Origin of the sequence: Mycobacterium interjectum (assembly GCF_900078675.2) — a bacterium.
In the GTDB taxonomy this organism is placed as follows: domain Bacteria; phylum Actinomycetota; class Actinomycetes; order Mycobacteriales; family Mycobacteriaceae; genus Mycobacterium; species Mycobacterium interjectum.
Genome location: NZ_LT546237.1, coordinates 2,874,274 through 2,891,699 on the forward strand (window position 1 = coordinate 2,874,274; position 17,426 = coordinate 2,891,699).

At 69.8% G+C, this 17,426-nt stretch carries 11 protein-coding genes and 3 pseudogenes; 2 read left to right on the plus strand and 12 right to left on the minus strand.

The window, feature by feature from the left end:
- Positions 1-7: 7 nt before the first annotated feature.
- Positions 8-1,813 (minus strand): long-chain-acyl-CoA synthetase, encoded by a 1,806-nt coding sequence (locus BN4348_RS48170; protein ID WP_084454302.1) that lies wholly within the window; start codon positions 1,811-1,813, stop codon positions 8-10.
- A gap of 58 nt (positions 1,814-1,871) precedes the next feature.
- The gene (locus BN4348_RS48175; protein WP_066914816.1) at positions 1,872-2,435 is read right to left on the minus strand and encodes an LOG family protein; all 564 of its coding nucleotides are present in this window, start codon (positions 2,433-2,435) and stop codon (positions 1,872-1,874) included.
- Positions 2,436-2,931: 496 nt separating this feature from the next.
- On the opposite strand from BN4348_RS48175, the gene BN4348_RS60100 reads away from it, so the two are divergent.
- The gene (locus tag BN4348_RS60100; RefSeq protein ID WP_456238208.1) at positions 2,932-4,278 is read left to right on the plus strand and encodes a cellulase family glycosylhydrolase; all 1,347 of its coding nucleotides are present in this window, start codon (positions 2,932-2,934) and stop codon (positions 4,276-4,278) included.
- A gap of 3 nt (positions 4,279-4,281) precedes the next feature.
- On the opposite strand, the gene BN4348_RS48185 is transcribed toward BN4348_RS60100, so the two are convergent.
- From BN4348_RS48185 to dapE, 3 genes are read right to left on the minus strand one after another with little or no spacing between them, the layout of a single operon-like run.
- Complete coding sequence (locus tag BN4348_RS48185; protein ID WP_066914818.1) at positions 4,282-4,677, minus strand: type II toxin-antitoxin system VapC family toxin; 396 nt, start codon at positions 4,675-4,677, stop codon at positions 4,282-4,284.
- On the minus strand, positions 4,678-4,929 hold the full coding sequence (locus BN4348_RS48190; protein WP_066914820.1) for a type II toxin-antitoxin system Phd/YefM family antitoxin: 252 nt from the start codon (positions 4,927-4,929) through the stop codon (positions 4,678-4,680).
- Positions 4,930-4,961: 32 nt separating this feature from the next.
- The gene (gene dapE, locus BN4348_RS48195) at positions 4,962-6,026 is read right to left on the minus strand and encodes a succinyl-diaminopimelate desuccinylase (protein WP_066914822.1); all 1,065 of its coding nucleotides are present in this window, start codon (positions 6,024-6,026) and stop codon (positions 4,962-4,964) included.
- A gap of 104 nt (positions 6,027-6,130) precedes the next feature.
- Here dapE and dapD point away from each other — a divergent pair, with 104 nt between their 5' ends.
- Positions 6,131-7,084, plus strand: a complete 954-nt coding sequence (gene dapD / locus BN4348_RS48200) for a 2,3,4,5-tetrahydropyridine-2,6-dicarboxylate N-succinyltransferase (protein ID WP_096866179.1) — start codon at positions 6,131-6,133, stop codon at positions 7,082-7,084.
- A 1-nt stretch (position 7,085) separates the two neighbouring features.
- Here dapD and BN4348_RS48205 read toward each other — a convergent pair whose 3' ends face one another.
- The 7 genes and pseudogenes from BN4348_RS48205 to BN4348_RS48235 form a co-directional block, all read right to left on the minus strand.
- Positions 7,086-8,372, minus strand: a complete 1,287-nt coding sequence (locus tag BN4348_RS48205; RefSeq protein ID WP_066915004.1) for an MFS transporter — start codon at positions 8,370-8,372, stop codon at positions 7,086-7,088.
- Between the two features lie 231 nt (positions 8,373-8,603).
- Positions 8,604-9,883, minus strand: a pseudogene (locus BN4348_RS48210) (acyl-CoA synthetase).
- Positions 9,884-9,905: 22 nt separating this feature from the next.
- A complete protein-coding gene (locus BN4348_RS48215) occupies positions 9,906-10,814 on the minus strand; it encodes an alpha/beta fold hydrolase (protein WP_066914826.1) in 909 nt (302 codons plus the stop codon).
- 216 nt (positions 10,815-11,030) lie between these two features.
- Positions 11,031-11,939, minus strand: a complete 909-nt coding sequence (locus BN4348_RS48220; protein ID WP_066914826.1) for an alpha/beta fold hydrolase — start codon at positions 11,937-11,939, stop codon at positions 11,031-11,033.
- 46 nt (positions 11,940-11,985) lie between these two features.
- Positions 11,986-13,781 (minus strand): annotated as a pseudogene (locus tag BN4348_RS48225) (CoA transferase); the annotation flags it as partial.
- 3 nt (positions 13,782-13,784) lie between these two features.
- Positions 13,785-15,770: pseudogene (locus BN4348_RS61710) on the minus strand (CaiB/BaiF CoA transferase family protein); the annotation flags it as partial.
- Complete coding sequence (locus BN4348_RS48235) at positions 15,767-17,236, minus strand: aldehyde dehydrogenase family protein (RefSeq protein ID WP_066914828.1); 1,470 nt, start codon at positions 17,234-17,236, stop codon at positions 15,767-15,769. The gene BN4348_RS48235 and the pseudogene BN4348_RS61710, both read right to left, overlap by 4 nt.
- Positions 17,237-17,426: the final 190 nt, after the last annotated feature.

The window sequence follows — 17,426 nt, forward strand, 5'->3', positions numbered from 1 at the left end:
CCGGATCTCACGCGGGTGCGCACGCCTCCACTGCGGCACCCACCTTATCGACCAGCACCAACCGGTCCAGCGCCGCTTGCGTGATGTAGCCGCGGTCGGCCAGTCCGCACAGCCACAGCCACAGGCCCTCGTAGTGCCCGAAGGGGTCCAGCAGCACGACGGGTTTGTCGTGCACCCCGAGGAAACCCGTGGTCCACGCGTCGAACAGCTCGTCCAGGGTGCCCACGCCGCCGGGCAGCACGATGAACGCGTCGGCGTGGTCCTCCATGATCTGCTTGCGCTGGTGCATGGTCTCGCTGACGATCAGCTCGTCGGCCTCGGTGTCGGCGACCTCGAGGCGCATCAGGTGCTGCGGGATGACGCCGACGGTCCGGCCGCCGCGGGCGCGGGCCGCACTCGCCACCGCCCCCATCGCCGNGTTCTCGCCCTTCCAACGGAACGTGTCGCCGAGCCGGTCGACGAACGCGGCGTGGCCCATGCCCTGCGGGCTCATCACGTCGCCCGAATTGAACCAACAGTCGCCCTCACGAAAAGCGTTGCGCACCAACTTCTTTTCGCTCGACTCCTTGTCGGTGTAGCCGTCGAAGGGCTGCAGCCGGTTGACCCGGCTCAGCAGCAGGCCGGGCTGTCCGGGGGGCACCCGGCGCACCCGCCCGTTCTCGTCGCGCAGCGGCTCACCGGTGTCGGGGTCGTACTCGACGTAGGCCAGCGGCATCGGAAAGACGCCGGTGCTGCGGGGCACGTTGAAGACGTTGATGAACGCGGTGTTGCCCTCGCTGGAGGCGTAGAACTCGCAGACGCGCTCGATGCCGAATCGGTTGGTGAACTCGTCCCAGATCTCCGGGCGCAACCCGTTGCCGGCGATCACCCGCACCTTGTGCCGCCGGTCGGTCGGCTTGGCCGGCTGGTTGAGCAGGTAGCGGCAGATCTCGCCGATGTAGATGAACGCGGTGGCCTCGCTGGCGATCACCTCGTCCCAGAACTTCGACGCCGAAAACGACTTGCCGAGCGCCAGCGTCGCGCCGGAGTTGATCACCGACGACAGCGCGACCGTCAGCGCGTTGTTGTGGTACAGCGGCAGGCAGCTGTACAGCGTGTCGGAGCTCTTCAGCCGCAACCCGATGCCGCCGAACGCGGCCAGCGCCTTCAGCCACCGCAGGTGGGTCATCACGCTGGCCTTCGGGAAACCCGTGGTGCCCGAGGTGAAGATGTAGAACGCGGTGTCGCGGGCCTGCACGGCCGACACCGACGCCGGGTTGGTCGCCGGGGCGCTGACGGCGAATCGCTCCAGGTCCTCGACGGTCATCGTCTCGGTTGCGCCCGCACCGCCGCACTCGGTCACCGCGCTCACCAGATCGGTCTCGGCGATGAGCACCCTGGCGTCCAGCAGGCCCAGGCTGTGCGCCAGCACCTCCCCGCGCTGGTGGTAGTTGATCATGCCGGCGACGGCGCCGCACTTGACCGCGGCCAGCATCACCAGCACCGCCTGGGGCGAGTTGCGCAGCATGATCGCGACGACGTCGCCGCTGCCGACGCCGTGCGCGGCCAGCACCGCGGCGTAGCGGTTGGCGGCCGCGTTGGCGTCGCGGTAGGTCAGCTGCTGGTCGCCGAACCGCAGAAACACCCGGTCGCCGTAGCGGGCGGCCCGCTCCTGGAACACCGTGCCGATCGATTTCTTGGAGCCCGGCTGCGCCAGCAGCCCGGTCAGCGCCCCCCGCATGATCACCGGGATGTCGGCCAGCACGCCCGGCACCCGCGATGCGATGTCGGTCAGCCGGACCGCTGTGCGCGCTCCCCCGTCGTGGTCGGACACGTTTTCCTCTATTCCTGTAAGTCCCCTCGGCGCCCTTCCGCTGAGCTGAGCCCGGATCTCACGCGGGTGCGCACGCCTCCACTGCGGCACCCACCTTATCGACCAGCACCAACCGGTCCAGCGCCGCTTGCGTGATGTAGCCGCGGTCGGCCAGTCCGCACAGCCACAGCCACAGGCCCTCGTAGTGCCCGAAGGGGTCCAGCAGCACGACGGGTTTGTCGTGCACCCCGAGGAAACCCGTGGTCCACGCGTCGAACAGCTCGTCCAGGGTGCCCACGCCGCCGGGCAGCACGATGAACGCGTCGGCGTGGTCCTCCATGATCTGCTTGCGCTGGTGCATGGTCTCGCTGACGATCAGCTCGTCGGCCTCGGTGTCGGCGACCTCGAGGCGCATCAGGTGCTGCGGGATGACGCCGACGGTCCGGCCGCCGCGGGCGCGGGCCGCACTCGCCACCGCCCCCATCGCCGACACCCGCCCGCCGCCCCACACCAGGGTCCAGCCGCGCTCGGCGATCGCCTCGCCGAGTTCCGAAGCGAGCTCGAGCAATTCGGCGTGCTCGGGGCCCGACGCGCAGTACACGCACACCGCCCAGGCGGCTGACGGGTCGCGTTCCGCGGGCATACAACGAAAGGTAGACCAAGCCCGATGCGGCGCGCACACCGCGCGCAATAAACTCCGGCGGGTGCCGATTCGTTGGAACGTCCCCCAACACGAGGCGGCGTTGGCGCGGCTGAACGACGCGCTCGGGGCCGGCCGGGGGGCCGTCGTGCTCGGGCCCGACGGCTGCGGCAAATCGACCCTGGCCCGGTTGGCCGCCGAGGGCTACGCGGCCGCGCACCCGGGCGCGCTCACCCGCTGGGTCACCGGCACCCCGACCGAGCGCGCGGTCCCCTTCGGGGCGTTCGGCCACCTGGTCGCGATCTCCGAGCTCGGTAAGCCGGCGGCGCTGGTGCGATCGGCCCGCACGTCGCTGGACGGGCAGGGTGATCTGCTGCTCGTGGTCGACGACGCGCACGAGCTCGACGTGCTGTCGGCCACGCTGGTGTACCAGTTGGCGCTGGCCGGCACGGCCCGGATGATCGTCACCGCCCGCACCGACAGGGCTCCCGNCCGCTGGATGACCGACGCCGACGGGCGCGTCGTCATCCTGCACGGGCTCAACCAGGTGTACAAGCTGCCGCCGTATGAGCCGTCGGCCGACGGGTTCGGCGACGACGACGCGGCCTTCCTGCAGGCCAACGGGTTCAATGCGATGCGGCTGGGGGTCATCTGGGCCGCCGTGGAGCCGCAGCCGCTCAGCTACGACGACAACTACCTCACCTCGATCGCGCAGACGGTGGCGACGCTGGCGGCGCACGGCATCGTCAGCCTGCTCGACTTCCATCAGGACCTCTATAACGAGGCGTTCCAGGGCGAGGGCGCACCGGCGTGGGCGGTGGCTCAGGCGGGCCTGCCCAACCCGCAGCTCGGCTTCCCGGGCAACTACTTCCTCAACCCCGCCGAGGAGTTCGCCTGGAACGCCTTCTGGCGGGATGCCCCGGCGCCCGACGGGATCGGGCTGCAGGACCACTACGCGCGCGCGTGGGCGCACGTCGCCAGCTTCTTCCACGGCAACCCGGGCGTCTTCGGCTACGAGATTTTGAACGAGCCGTGGCCCGGCTTCATCTGGGAGGGCTGCTTCAACTTCGTCCTGGGCTGCCCGATCCAGGACCACAAGCTGACCGTGTTCTATCGGAAAGTCGTGCCGGTGATTCGCACGGCCGACCCCACCACGATGGTGTTCTTCGAGCCGAACACGCTGTCCGACGAGGGCGTCCACACCGACATCGGCGGGGTGGCTGACCCGAGCACCGGGTTCTCCTTCCACGACTACTGCGCCATCGAGTCGGCGTTGCACAAGAACATCACCTGCCGCTTCCAGGACGGCCTCACGATCACCAACGCCAACCTCTACGCGGCCTTCCACCACGTCCCCCCGCTGCTGACGGAGTTCGGCGCCACCAACGACCTGAACAACCTCGTCGAGGTGATGCGCCACACCGACCACCAGCGGATGGGCTGGCTGGAGTGGGCGTACACCGGCAACGACAAGACGAGCTCGTCGCCGACCGACCAGGCGCTGGTGTTCAACCCCGCCCAGCCGCCGACGGGCGCCAACGTCAACGTCGGCAAGCTCGGGGTGCTCGCCTCCCCCTACCCCCAGGTGGTCGCCGGCACGCCGCGGGACTGGTCGTTTGCCTCGGGCGTCTTCCGGCTGTGCTACTCGACCGTGCGGGCCGACCGCGCGGGCAGCTTCGCGCCCGGCGCGCAGACGCTCATCTCGGTGCCGCCCATCGAGTATCCCAACGGCTATCACGCGAGTGTCGCAGGGGGACAGGTGGTTTCGCCGCCCAACGCCCCGGTGCTGGCCGTCGTGGCCAACCCGGGCGTCGGCACCGTCGACGTGGTCGTGGCGCCGGCCTGACGCTCAAATGGTGACTACGCGGACCAGGCCTTCCAGCCCGGCGAAGTCGTCACCGTTGCGGGTGTAGAGGTCGAGGCGACTCGCGTGAGCTGTGGCCGCGATGAGTAGATCGGCGAATCGGCTCCGCGGTTTTCTTCCCTCGCGGACCACCGCCGCGACCACGAGCCCGTAGCTGCGGGCTGCGGCCGCGTCGAACGGAATCGGCTCGAGTACCGATTCGACCTCCTGCAACCGAGCCTGACGCTTCGCCGCCTCCACCGCGTTCGCGGCCAGCTGCGGACCGGACGCCAATTCGGCGGCGGTGATTGCGGAGATCGCGAACTCGTCGGGCAGCGCGGCAACCACGGCCGGGTCATGCCAATCGACCACGACGGAGGTGTCCAGTAAGCCGGTTGACACTCAGAGACCTTGGTCGATCAACCGGTCCAGGTCGGCCCGGAACCGGCGATGGTCGATACGCACCGCGGCCGCCGCAAGCGCCGCGACCTCGTCGCGCGAGATAAAAGTGCGACGACGACCGGCTTTGATCGGGCGGAGCTCGGCTACCGGCTCACCGTTTCGGGTGACGACGAACGTCTCACCGGCCGCAACCGCGTCGATCACCTTGGCGTTCTCGTTGCGCAGCTCACGCTGGGCGATAGTCCGAACCATCCCGCCAGTGTAGCGCGTTGTGCTACAGTTTGCTACGCGCTCAGGTAGCGCCGCAGCATCTCCACCGCGGCGGTGATGTTGGCGACCGGCACCCGTTCGTCGCGGGTGTGCGCCAGGTTGGGGTCGCCCGGGCCGAAGTTGACCGCGGGGATGCCCAGCGCGGCGAACCGCGCCACGTCCGTCCAGCCGTATTTCGCGCGGACCCGGCCGCCGGCGGCCTCGACCAGCGCCTTGGCGGCGGGCTGCGACAGGCCGGGGAGCGCGCCCGCGGCGGCGTCGGTCTGCTCGATGCGCACGTCCAGGCCGTCGAACACGTCGTGCACGTGTTGCAGCGCCGCGGCCACCGACCGGTCCGGGGCGAAGCGGAAGTTGACCGTCAGCGAGGCCGCGTCGGGTATCACGTTGCCGGCCACGCCGCCGTCGATGCGCACCGCCGACAGGCCCTCCCGGTACTCGCACCCGTCGATGTCGACGGTGCGGGCGTCGTATGCCGCGAGCCGGTCCAGCACGGCGCCCAGCTTGTGAATGGCGTTGTCGCCCAACCAGGCTCGCGCCGAATGCGCGCGCGTGCCGGTCGCGCTGATCACCACCCGCAGGGTGCCCTGGCAACCGGCCTCGATGTAGCCGCCGGTGGGCTCGCCCAGGATGGCGACGTCTGCGGCCAACCACTCCGGCAGCTCGCGCTCGATGCGGCCCAAACCGTTTGCGGCGGCGTCGATTTCCTCGCAGTCGTAGAACACCAGCGTCAGGTCGTGCACCGGCTCGGCCACGGTCGCGGCCAGGTGCAGGAAGACGGCGTCGCCGGCCTTCATGTCCGCGGTGCCGCAGCCGTACAGGTCGGCACCGTCCAAACGGCTGGGCAGGTTGTCCGCCACCGGCACGGTGTCGAGGTGGCCGGCCAGCAGCACCCGCGTGCGCCGCTGCGCCCGGGTGCGCGCCAGCACCGCATTGCCGTTGCGGACCACCTCGAAGCCCGGCGCCTGGGCGCGCAGCGCGGCCTCCACCTCGCCGGCCAGGCGCGCCTCGTCGCGCGATTCGCTGGGGATGTCGACCAGCGCAGCGGTCAACTCGATCGGGTCCCCGCGCAAGTCCAGCACGCCCCCAAGGGTAATGGGTCCCCTTCTCTCGGCGAGCAGACGCAAAATCGCACTCGTGGCGGCCCTGGGATGCGATTCTGCGTCTGCTCGGCGGCCCAAGTAACCTGGCCGCCGTGACTGGAGCGCAAGGTATCGGGTTGGCGACGCTGGCCAACGACGGGTCGGTCCTCGACACGTGGTTCCCCGCACCGGAACTGACGGAGTCGGGCGCCGGCGGCACGTCGCGCCTCGCGCTGTCGGATGTCCCGCCGGAACTCGTCGCGCTGGTCGGCCGCGACGACGAGCGCGGCACCGAGACCATCGCCGTGCGCACCATCATCGGCTCGCTCGACGAGGTGGCCGCCGACGCCTACGACGCCTACCTGCGGCTGCATCTGCTGTCGCACCGGTTGGTGGCGCCGCACGGGCTGAACGCCGGCGGCCTGTTCGGGGTATTGACCAACGTCGTGTGGACTAACCGCGGGCCCTGCGCGATCGAGGGCTTCGAGGCGGTCCGGGCGCGGCTGCGCCGCCACGGCCCGGTGACCGTCTACGGCGTGGACAAGTTCCCCCGGATGGTCGACTACGTCCTGCCGACCGGGGTGCGCATCGCCGACGCCGACCGGGTGCGCCTCGGCGCCCACCTGGCCCCGGGCACGACGGTGATGCACGAGGGCTTCGTCAACTACAACGCCGGCACCCTGGGCGCGTCGATGGTCGAGGGGCGCATCTCGGCCGGCGTCGTGGTGGGCGACGGGTCGGACATCGGCGGCGGGGCGTCCATCATGGGCACGCTGTCCGGCGGTGGCACGCAAGTCATTTCGATCGGCAAGCGGTGTCTGCTCGGCGCCAACGCGGGCGTGGGCATCTCGCTGGGCGACGACTGCGTCGTCGAGGCGGGCCTGTACGTCACCGCGGGCACCAAGGTCACCATGCCCGACGGCGCGGCGGTCAAGGCCCGCGACCTCTCCGGCGCCAACAACCTGCTGTTCCGGCGCAACTCGGTCACCGGCGCGGTCGAGGTGGTGGCCCGCGACGGTCGGGGCATCGCACTCAACGAGGACCTGCACGCCAACTGAGCTAGCGGCCGGGCGCCTGTTCGAAGCGGGACCCGAGCGGCGTGCCGTTGGTTTCCGGGAGCAGGTAGGTGCAGACCAGGCTGGCCAACACCAGCGCGGCCAGCATGGCGCCGACCGCCCAGCTGCCGTACGTCGCGAGCAGCGACCCGGCGAGCAGCGGCGGCAGGGCCCCGCCGATGACGCCGGCGAGGTTGAGGGCCAGCGCGGCGCCGCTGTAGCGGTAGCGGGTCGCGAACAGCTCCGGAATGAAGGCCGCGGTGGGCCCCGAGCCGATCGCCCCGCCGACCGCCATGCCGACGACGGCGACCACGTACAGCGCCGGGCTGCGGGTGTTCAGCAACGGCATCACCACGAAGGCCCACGGCAACAGGATCGACCAGCCCAGCAGCATCAGGCGGCGCCGCCCGACCAGGTCGGACAGGGTGGCCGAGGCCGCGACCGTTGCGATGCTGACCAGCCCGGTCAATGCGCCCACCGACCAGATGAAGCCACGCGTGTACCCGAGGTGCGAATTGGCGTAGATGAGCAGATAGGTGTGGCCCAGGTAGCCGAAACCGAAGCCGCCCAGCAGGCTGCCGGCGGCCAGCAGGATCTCCCGGCGCTGCAGGTGCCACAGCTCTTTCAGCGGCGCCTTGGGGACCAGGTCTCGAGCCTTCTCCTCGGCGAACACCGGGGTCTCGTCGATGTTGAGCCGCACGTACAGCGCGATCCCGATCAGACCGGCGCTGAACAGGAACGGCAGCCGCCAACCCCATTGCATGAACGCGGCGCTCGTCTCCCCGATGCTGAAGTTGACGCCCAAAAACGTCAGGCTGCTCAGCACGGCCGCGGTGCCGGCGCCGAGCAGCGTGAACATGCCGTAGCGGCCCCGCTTGCCGGGGGGCGCGTACTCGGCGCTCAGCAGCGCCGATCCCGCCCATTCGCCGCCGACGGCGAACCCCTGCAGGAGCCGCAACACGGTCAGGATCAGGGGGGCGGCCGCACCGATGGCGGCCGTGCTGGGCACCAACCCGACGCCGACGGTCGACACGGCCATGATCAGCAGCGTGGCGATCAGCGTCTTCTTGCGGCCCAGCCGGTCACCGAAGTACCCGAAGACGGCCGCGCCCAGCGGCCGCGACAGGAACGCCGTCGCGAACGTCGCCAGCGAGGCGATGATGCCCAGCGTCGAACCGAGGCGCGGGAAGAACACCGTCGGGAACACCAACGCCGCCGCGGTGCCGTAGATGAAGAAGTCGTAGTACTCGATCGCCGAGCCGACCAGACACGCCGCCGCCACCCGCCGCATCGGTGTCGACGCGCGCCCGGCCGCAACCGTCGGCAGTTCCGTCACGCCTACGACGGTAGGTGAAGGTTCGCCGTCTCGCTCGACGGAAAAGCTGGCAAAACGCTGCGTGTCACCCAACTGTGACTCCCCGCGAGCGTGCGTGTGACCCCCCGCGAGCGTGCGTGTCCGTGCGGCGACACGCCGCGAAACGCGTACCTCTGCGCACGCTCGCGACACGGGCGGGCGCGACGCTCAGCCCTCGGCGAGCAGCAGCTTCTTGAGGACCTTGCCCATCGCGTTGCGCGGCAACGCCGGCACGAGGCGGACCTCGCGCGGCCGCTTGTGTATCGAGAGCTCCTGGGCGACGTGATCGATCAGGTCGTCGGCCCGCAGGTCGGACGCGCCGACGACGTAGGCGACGATGCGCTGGCCCAGGTCCTCGTCGGGCAGCCCGACGACGGCCGCCTCCTGCACGCCGGGATGCCCCAGCAGGGACGTCTCGATCTCACCCGCGCCGATGCGGTATCCGCCGGACTTGATCAGGTCGACCGACTCGCGTCCGACGATGCGGTGCATGCCGGCGCCGTCGATCACCGCGACATCGCCGGTGCGGTAGAAGCCGTCGGGGGCGAACGCCTCCGCGGTGGCCTCGGGCCGGTTCAGGTAGCCGTCGAACATCGTCGGCCCGCGAACCTGAAGCCGCCCAACGGTTTCCGCGTCCTGCGGCACCGGGTTGTCGTTGTCGTCGAGCAGCCGGGTTTGCACGCCGGCGACGGGCAGGCCCACCCAGCCGGCGCGGCGCTCGCCGTCGGCCCGCGTCGAGATGGTGATCAGCGATTCCGAGGCACCGTACCGTTCGATGGGCCGGTGCCCGGTGAGCTCGGCCAGCCGGTCGAACACCGGCACCGGCAGCGGCGCGCTCCCGGAGACCAGCAGGCNCGGTTTCCGATCCGCAGCGACCCGAGCAGGCCCAGCACCAGCCCGTGCACGTGGAACAGCGGCAGGCCGTGCACCAGGACGTCGTCGGGCGTCCACTGCCAGGCCTGGGCCAGGGCGTCGAGGTCGGCGGCGACGGCGCGGCGGCTCAGCTGCACGCCCTTGGGCAGCCCGGTCGTGCCCGACGTGTAGATGATCATCGCGGTCGCCTCCGGCGACGGCTCGGGGTAGCGGTGCCAGGAGCGGGCGTGCAATCGCACCGGGATGTGCGGCAGCCCGTCGGCATCCTCCGGCTCGGGGCCCAGCCAGGCCTCCGCCGCGGAGTCGGTGAGCATGTGCCGGCGCTCGGCCACGCCGACATCGGAGGGCACCGGCACGAACGGCACACCGGCGATCAGGCAACCGGTGACCGCCAGCACGGTGGACGCGGTCGGCGTGGCCAGGACCGCGACCCGGCTCGCGCCGGCGACCCGCTCGGCGACCGACGTTGCGGCACCGACCAAGTCGCTGCGGCTGAGCGTGGCGCCGCCGATCCGCACTGCGTCGGCGATGTCGGTGGTGGTGACGGCCGAGGGATTGAGCGACGCGAGCAGCACGCCTGCAGGTTACCCGGCGGCGTCAGGCCTGCTCGTCCCAGATCTTCGTCAGCGTGGACAGGATCTCCTCGCCGCGACCCAGCCCCGCCAGATGGCTCTCGCCGGGCAGCACCAACAGCTCGGCGTCGGGCAGCAGGGACACGACGTGCTCGCCGTGGGCGAACGGGACGATGTGGTCGCTGTCGCCGTGCCACCAACGGACCGGGACCTTGACCTCGTCGAGCCGGAAACCCCAGTCGCGGGTGAACAGGATGATGTCGTTGAAGGGGGCCGCCAATTGCTTACGGCTGCCGTTGAGCAGGTCGTCGAGGAACATGGCGGCGAACTCGGGGCGGGTCAGCAGGCGCCGGTCGGCCTCCGGCGATATGGCGGCATACAGATACAGCGCGGGATTCGCGACCGGACGGATCATCCGGATCACCAGGCTGGCGCCGATCCGCAGCGGGTCGCCCCCCAGCCGCAGCAGCGGCGCCGCCCGCTTGCCCAGGTTCATCAGGCCGCTGGTGATGCCCTCGTCGCCGAGGAACGGTGCGACGCCGCCGAGCACGCCCGCCGCCACCACGCGGTCGGGCAGCACCGCAGCCGCCGCGAGCGCGTACGGTCCGCCACCGGACAGGCCGATGACGGCCATCTTGTCGATGCCCAGCGTGTCCGCGATCGTCCGCATGTCGTCGCCGAACGCGCGGATGTTTTCGTACCGATGCGGCGTCGACGAGCCGATGCCCGGCCGGTCGATGCCGATCAGGCGGATGTTGTGCTGCTCGGCGTAGACCCGCGCCTCGATCGGGATCTGCCGCCGGGCACCGGGGGTCCCGTGGAACCAGAAGAAGGCGCGGCCCCAGGGGGCGCCGAACTCGGCGAAGCCGATTTGGCGGTCATCCCCGACCGCGATGTTGCCTTCCAGCTTGGGGCGGGCGATCTCCATGACCATGCCCCGAGCTTTGCATGTGACGAGCCGTTTACCAAAGGCTCACGGCCTAGCCGTTGAGCGGCCGCTCGCCGATGACCCGTTCGGCCCGCAGGGCCGCCAGCTCGCCCGCGGAAAGGCCCAGCCCGCGCAGGATCTCGTCGTTGTGCCGGCCCAGGGTCGGCGCGGCGCTGCGGTGGTGGCGGGCCGGCCCGGNCGCCTGCAGGTTACCCGGCGGCGTCAGGCCTGCTCGTCCCAGATCTTCGTCAGCGTGGACAGGATCTCCTCGCCGCGACCCAGCCCCGCCAGATGGCTCTCGCCGGGCAGCACCAACAGCTCGGCGTCGGGCAGCAGGGACACGACGTGCTCGCCGTGGGCGAACGGGACGATGTGGTCGCTGTCGCCGTGCCACCAACGGACCGGGACCTTGACCTCGTCGAGCCGGAAACCCCAGTCGCGGGTGAACAGGATGATGTCGTTGAAGGGGGCCGCCAATTGCTTACGGCTGCCGTTGAGCAGGTCGTCGAGGAACATGGCGGCGAACTCGGGGCGGGTCAGCAGGCGCCGGTCGGCCTCCGGCGATATGGCGGCATACAGATACAGCGCGGGATTCGCGACCGGACGGATCATCCGGATCACCAGGCTGGCGCCGATCCGCAGCGGGTCGCCCCCCAGCCGCAGCAGCGGCGCCGCCCGCTTGCCCAGGTTCATCAGGCCGCTGGTGATGCCCTCGTCGCCGAGGAACGGTGCGACGCCGCCGAGCACGCCCGCCGCCACCACGCGGTCGGGCAGCACCGCAGCCGCCGCGAGCGCGTACGGTCCGCCACCGGACAGGCCGATGACGGCCATCTTGTCGATGCCCAGCGTGTCCGCGATCGTCCGCATGTCGTCGCCGAACGCGCGGATGTTTTCGTACCGATGCGGCGTCGACGAGCCGATGCCCGGCCGGTCGATGCCGATCAGGCGGATGTTGTGCTGCTCGGCGTAGACCCGCGCCTCGATCGGGATCTGCCGCCGGGCACCGGGGGTCCCGTGGAACCAGAAGAAGGCGCGGCCCCAGGGGGCGCCGAACTCGGCGAAGCCGATTTGGCGGTCATCCCCGACCGCGATGTTGCCTTCCAGCTTGGGGCGGGCGATCTCCATGACCATGCCCCGAGCTTTGCATGTGACGAGCCGTTTACCAAAGGCTCACGGCCTAGCCGTTGAGCGGCCGCTCGCCGATGACCCGTTCGGCCCGCAGGGCCGCCAGCTCGCCCGCGGAAAGGCCCAGCCCGCGCAGGATCTCGTCGTTGTGCCGGCCCAGGGTCGGCGCGGCGCTGCGGTGGTGGCGGGCCGGCCCGGGGGTGATGCGAAACGGCCAGCCGGGATACCGGTGTGATCCGGTGACGGGATGCACGAGCTCCTCGTAGAACCCGCGCGCGTCGAGCTGCGCGATGTCGTACATCCGGTCGCCGGTGATCACCCTCTCTACCGGGATACCCTGCGCTGCAAGGGATTCCATGATCACCTCCGGAGCCTGCGTGCGCGTCCACCCGGCGACCATTGCGTCGAACGCGTCGTGGTCGACGTCCGGGTCCCCGGGCAGCGACAGCGCCACCCACACGCCGTCCTCATTCGTCGGGTACACGCCCTGCAGGTAGCCGCGCCGGCGGTTGCCATCCCGCGGCTGCACGACGCCGTTCATCGAGTACTCGATCACCGGTTCGGCGGTCACACACGCCGCGACCTCGATCTGGGCGACCTCGATCAGCCGGCCCTGCCCGGTGCGGCGCCGATGCTCGAGCGCGGCCAGCAGCGCGACCCCGGCGTGCACACCGACGACGGGATCGGCCGGCCCCTGCGGGTTGCACGGCGGCCCGTCCGCATACCCCGTGACCGCCGACATCCCCGCGGTCTGCTCGAAGTTCAGCGCCCAGCCGACGTACTCGCGCCACGGGCCCCGCAGGCCGAAACCCGGCATCCGGATCATGATCACGTCGGGCTTCAGCGCTGCCAGCGACTCGTAGTCCAGACCGAACTGCTCCACCACTCGCGGTGAAAAGTTCTCCACGACCACGTCCGCGTGCGCGGCCAGCCGCCGGACAATTTCCAGGCCGCGCCTCGAGGTCAGGTCCAGCGTGAGGTCTTTCTTGTTGAGGTTGGTGGCCTGCCATAGGCCGCTACGCTCGTACCAGTCATCACCCTCGAAGGGAAACGCGCCAGAGTAGCGAAAACCGTCGGGCCGCTGGATCGACTCGACCTTGACGATGTCGGCGCCGAACGCGCCCAGGTAGCAGGTCAGATATGCGCCCGCCCAGAAGGTGGTCAGGTCGAGCACCTTCAACTCGGCAAACGGAGCGGCCCCCGACATCCGGACGGACGCCGGATGATGCTGTACCGCAGGTCCTTTGGTCAGCCGGAACGGCGCGCCGGGGCGTTGGAATCCCCCGCCGTCAATGAAGAACTCGCGCTTGGCGTATTGCGGACATTCCAGCACGGTACCGCCGTCGTTGACCGGGGTGGCCGGAATCCGCAATGCCTGGCTCAGCTCGACGATCTCGGCGACGGTTTGCTGAGCGAGCAATGGCTCTGCGCGAGCATAGAATTCGGTACGCTCGGGGCCGCCCAACATGATCGGGATCTGCTGCTCGCCAAACTCGGGCAGGCCCAGCATCGTGCACACGTCCAGCCAATGCTGGCCCGTCAGGCAGTTGATTCCCACCCAACCGTCGGCGGCGCGGACCACCCCCAGCATGGGAGCCCCGCGAGCGTTGGCGGGCAGGCCAAGGCTGAGCATCTTCTGCGCCATCAGCATGGGATACGGCAGCGTCGACAGCAACGATTCGAATTCCGAAACATCGACCTGGACAACCTCATCGGATGCGCACCGCAGTGCGGTCAACGCGCCCAGCGCGCCGTAGGCGCCCGCGACGTACTCGGCGATCCGCGCGCCGACCTGCACCGGCGGCCGGTCGGGATCGCGGGCGCTGACCCAGCCCGACGCCGCCTGCANCGCGCGTCGAGCTGCGCGATGTCGTACATCCGGTCGCCGGTGATCACCCTCTCTACCGGGATACCCTGCGCTGCAAGGGATTCCATGATCACCTCCGGAGCCTGCGTGCGCGTCCACCCGGCGACCATTGCGTCGAACGCGTCGTGGTCGACGTCCGGGTCCCCGGGCAGCGACAGCGCCACCCACACGCCGTCCTCATTCGTCGGGTACACGCCCTGCAGGTAGCCGCGCCGGCGGTTGCCATCCCGCGGCTGCACGACGCCGTTCATCGAGTACTCGATCACCGGTTCGGCGGTCACACACGCCGCGACCTCGATCTGGGCGACCTCGATCAGCCGGCCCTGCCCGGTGCGGCGCCGATGCTCGAGCGCGGCCAGCAGCGCGACCCCGGCGTGCACACCGACGACGGGATCGGCCGGCCCCTGCGGGTTGCACGGCGGCCCGTCCGCATACCCCGTGACCGCCGACATCCCCGCGGTCTGCTCGAAGTTCAGCGCCCAGCCGACGTACTCGCGCCACGGGCCCCGCAGGCCGAAACCCGGCATCCGGATCATGATCACGTCGGGCTTCAGCGCTGCCAGCGACTCGTAGTCCAGACCGAACTGCTCCACCACTCGCGGTGAAAAGTTCTCCACGACCACGTCCGCGTGCGCGGCCAGCCGCCGGACAATTTCCAGGCCGCGCCTCGAGGTCAGGTCCAGCGTGAGGTCTTTCTTGTTGAGGTTGGTGGCCTGCCATAGGCCGCTACGCTCGTACCAGTCATCACCCTCGAAGGGAAACGCGCCAGAGTAGCGAAAACCGTCGGGCCGCTGGATCGACTCGACCTTGACGATGTCGGCGCCGAACGCGCCCAGGTAGCAGGTCAGATATGCGCCCGCCCAGAAGGTGGTCAGGTCGAGCACCTTCAACTCGGCAAACGGAGCGGCCCCCGACATCCGGACGGACGCCGGATGATGCTGTACCGCAGGTCCTTTGGTCAGCCGGAACGGCGCGCCGGGGCGTTGGAATCCCCCGCCGTCAATGAAGAACTCGCGCTTGGCGTATTGCGGACATTCCAGCACGGTACCGCCGTCGTTGACCGGGGTGGCCGGAATCCGCAATGCCTGGCTCAGCTCGACGATCTCGGCGACGGTTTGCTGAGCGAGCAATGGCTCTGCGCGAGCATAGAATTCGGTACGCTCGGGGCCGCCCAACATGATCGGGATCTGCTGCTCGCCAAACTCGGGCAGGCCCAGCATCGTGCACACGTCCAGCCAATGCTGGCCCGTCAGGCAGTTGATTCCCACCCAACCGTCGGCGGCGCGGACCACCCCCAGCATGGGAGCCCCGCGAGCGTTGGCGGGCAGGCCAAGGCTGAGCATCTTCTGCGCCATCAGCATGGGATACGGCAGCGTCGACAGCAACGATTCGAATTCCGAAACATCGACCTGGACAACCTCATCGGATGCGCACCGCAGTGCGGTCAACGCGCCCAGCGCGCCGTAGGCGCCCGCGACGTACTCGGCGATCCGCGCGCCGACCTGCACCGGCGGCCGGTCGGGATCGCGGGCGCTGACCCAGCCCGACGCCGCCTGCAGCGTCAGCGACGTGGCCGGCCGGTCCCGCCACGGCCCGGACTGCCCGAACGCAGATACTCGGAGCAGCACCAGGTTTGGGTTGAGCTCGCTCAGGCCGTCGCGGTCGAATCCCCATCCTTCCAGCGTTCCGGGCGGGAAGTTCTCGATGAGCAGGTGCGCACCCGCGATCAGGTCGCGGGCATCGGTAAACGCGGCAATTCGCTTGCCGGCGTTCAAGTATTGAAATAATCCGCTACGTTCGGGATCCGGAACCCCGCCGGGGAACGGACCCCAGCAGCGCAGCGGATCTCCGCCCTGCGGCTCGAGCTTGGTGACCTCAGCACCGAGGTCGGCGAAAAGCTTTGCCGCATAAGGGCCGGAGATCTCCCTGGTGATTTCGACGACGGACAGCCCCGCGAGGGGTCCGCTCACGCGGGAACCCCGATCGCCATTGACTCCATGTACTGGTGCAGCCCGGCTATGCCGCCGCCCTCCCGCCCCAGCCCGCTGAGCTTGAACCCGCCGAACGGCGCGCCGCCGGGACCGCACCCGTTGACCGCGACCTGTCCGGTGCGGATGCGTCGCGCGACGCCGACGGCACGGTCCACATCCCCGCCCCACACGGCTCCGGAAAGTCCGTATTGCGAGTTGTTCGCGATGGCGACCGCGTCGTCGTCATCGCGGTAGCGCAGCACCGTCAACACCGGCCCGAACACTTCCTCCTGGGCGATGGTCGAATCCGGGTCGACGCCGGTGAGAATCGTCGGCTCGAAATAGAATCCGGCGTCCAGGCCGGCCGGGCGGCCACCACCGGTCACAAGCCGGGCTCCGTCGTTGACCGCTTCGTCGACGTGCGCCTGGACCCGGTCTCGCTGCGCCGCGCTGATCAGCGGCCCCATCTGCACATCGGGGTCGGTGGGATCGCCGACCTTGACGTCGCGGGCCAGCGCCACGAGCCGGTCGACCACGTCGTCGTGCAGCGAATCGGGAAGCAGCATCCGGCTGTGCAGGATGCAGGCCTGCCCGGCGTGCAGCGAGCACGACTCGAACAGCATCTGCCGCAACATCTCGTCGGTGACCGTGGTGTCGTCCAGGACGATGCTGGCCGACTTGCCGCCCAGTTCCAGCAGGATCCGCTTCATGGTGTCGCCCGCGGCGGACATGACTTGGCGCCCGACGACCGAACTGCCGGTGAAGCTCACCATGTCGATGCGCGGGTCGGTGGTGAGCAGCCGGGCGGCCTCGACGCCGGAGGGCGTGACGACGTTGACCACGCCGGGCGGGATGTCGGTCTCCTCGTCGATGATCCGCGCGAGTGCGAGCCCCGCGAGCGGGGTCAGCGGCGAGGGCTTGAGCACGACGGTATTGCCCGCGGCCAGCGCGTGGTTGAGCTTCATGACGTTGAGGCAATGCGGGAAGTTCCACGGCGTCAGGACGGATACGACGCCCAGCGGCTGGTGAGACAGCAACGTGGTGCCGGCGCTCATTCCGGTCACCGCTTCCTCGCCCAGCTGGGCGGCGAGCTGGGCCGCGTGCATCGACATGTATCCGGCCCCGTCGATTTGCATCATCCGCTCGTTCGAAACGCAGCCCCACTCCGCCTGCGACAGCGCGAAGAAATCGTCGGCGTGCTTGAGCAGCGCGGTGCCGAGCTGATCGAGGCAGGCGGCCCGCTCCTTCGGCCCCGTGCGGCCCCACGGCCCGCTGTCGAAGGCCCGGCGCGCGGCGTCGATCGCCGCACCGACCTGGGCGACGCTGGCGTCGGGCGCGGTCCCGATCGATCGTTCGGTGGCCGGATTGATGTCGTCGTAGCGTCCGTCCTCGGCGCCGACCCAGCTGCCATCGATGTAGAGCTGGTAGGTGTCGACAAGAGATCCCGGAGTTTGTAGCTCGGTCATGCGCGCTTCCTCACCCGAACGTCGGTCATCTAGACAGCCAGTGTTCACCTACGGCTCCCCGGCGTCAATCACCAATTGAACGAATTCCGCGCTATTTCTGCGCGTTGGCGGCGCATTGACAGACACGGCCGGAACGGAGTAGACACAACGTCGCAAGACACATCGATGTGATGTGTCGGATCCCCGTCAG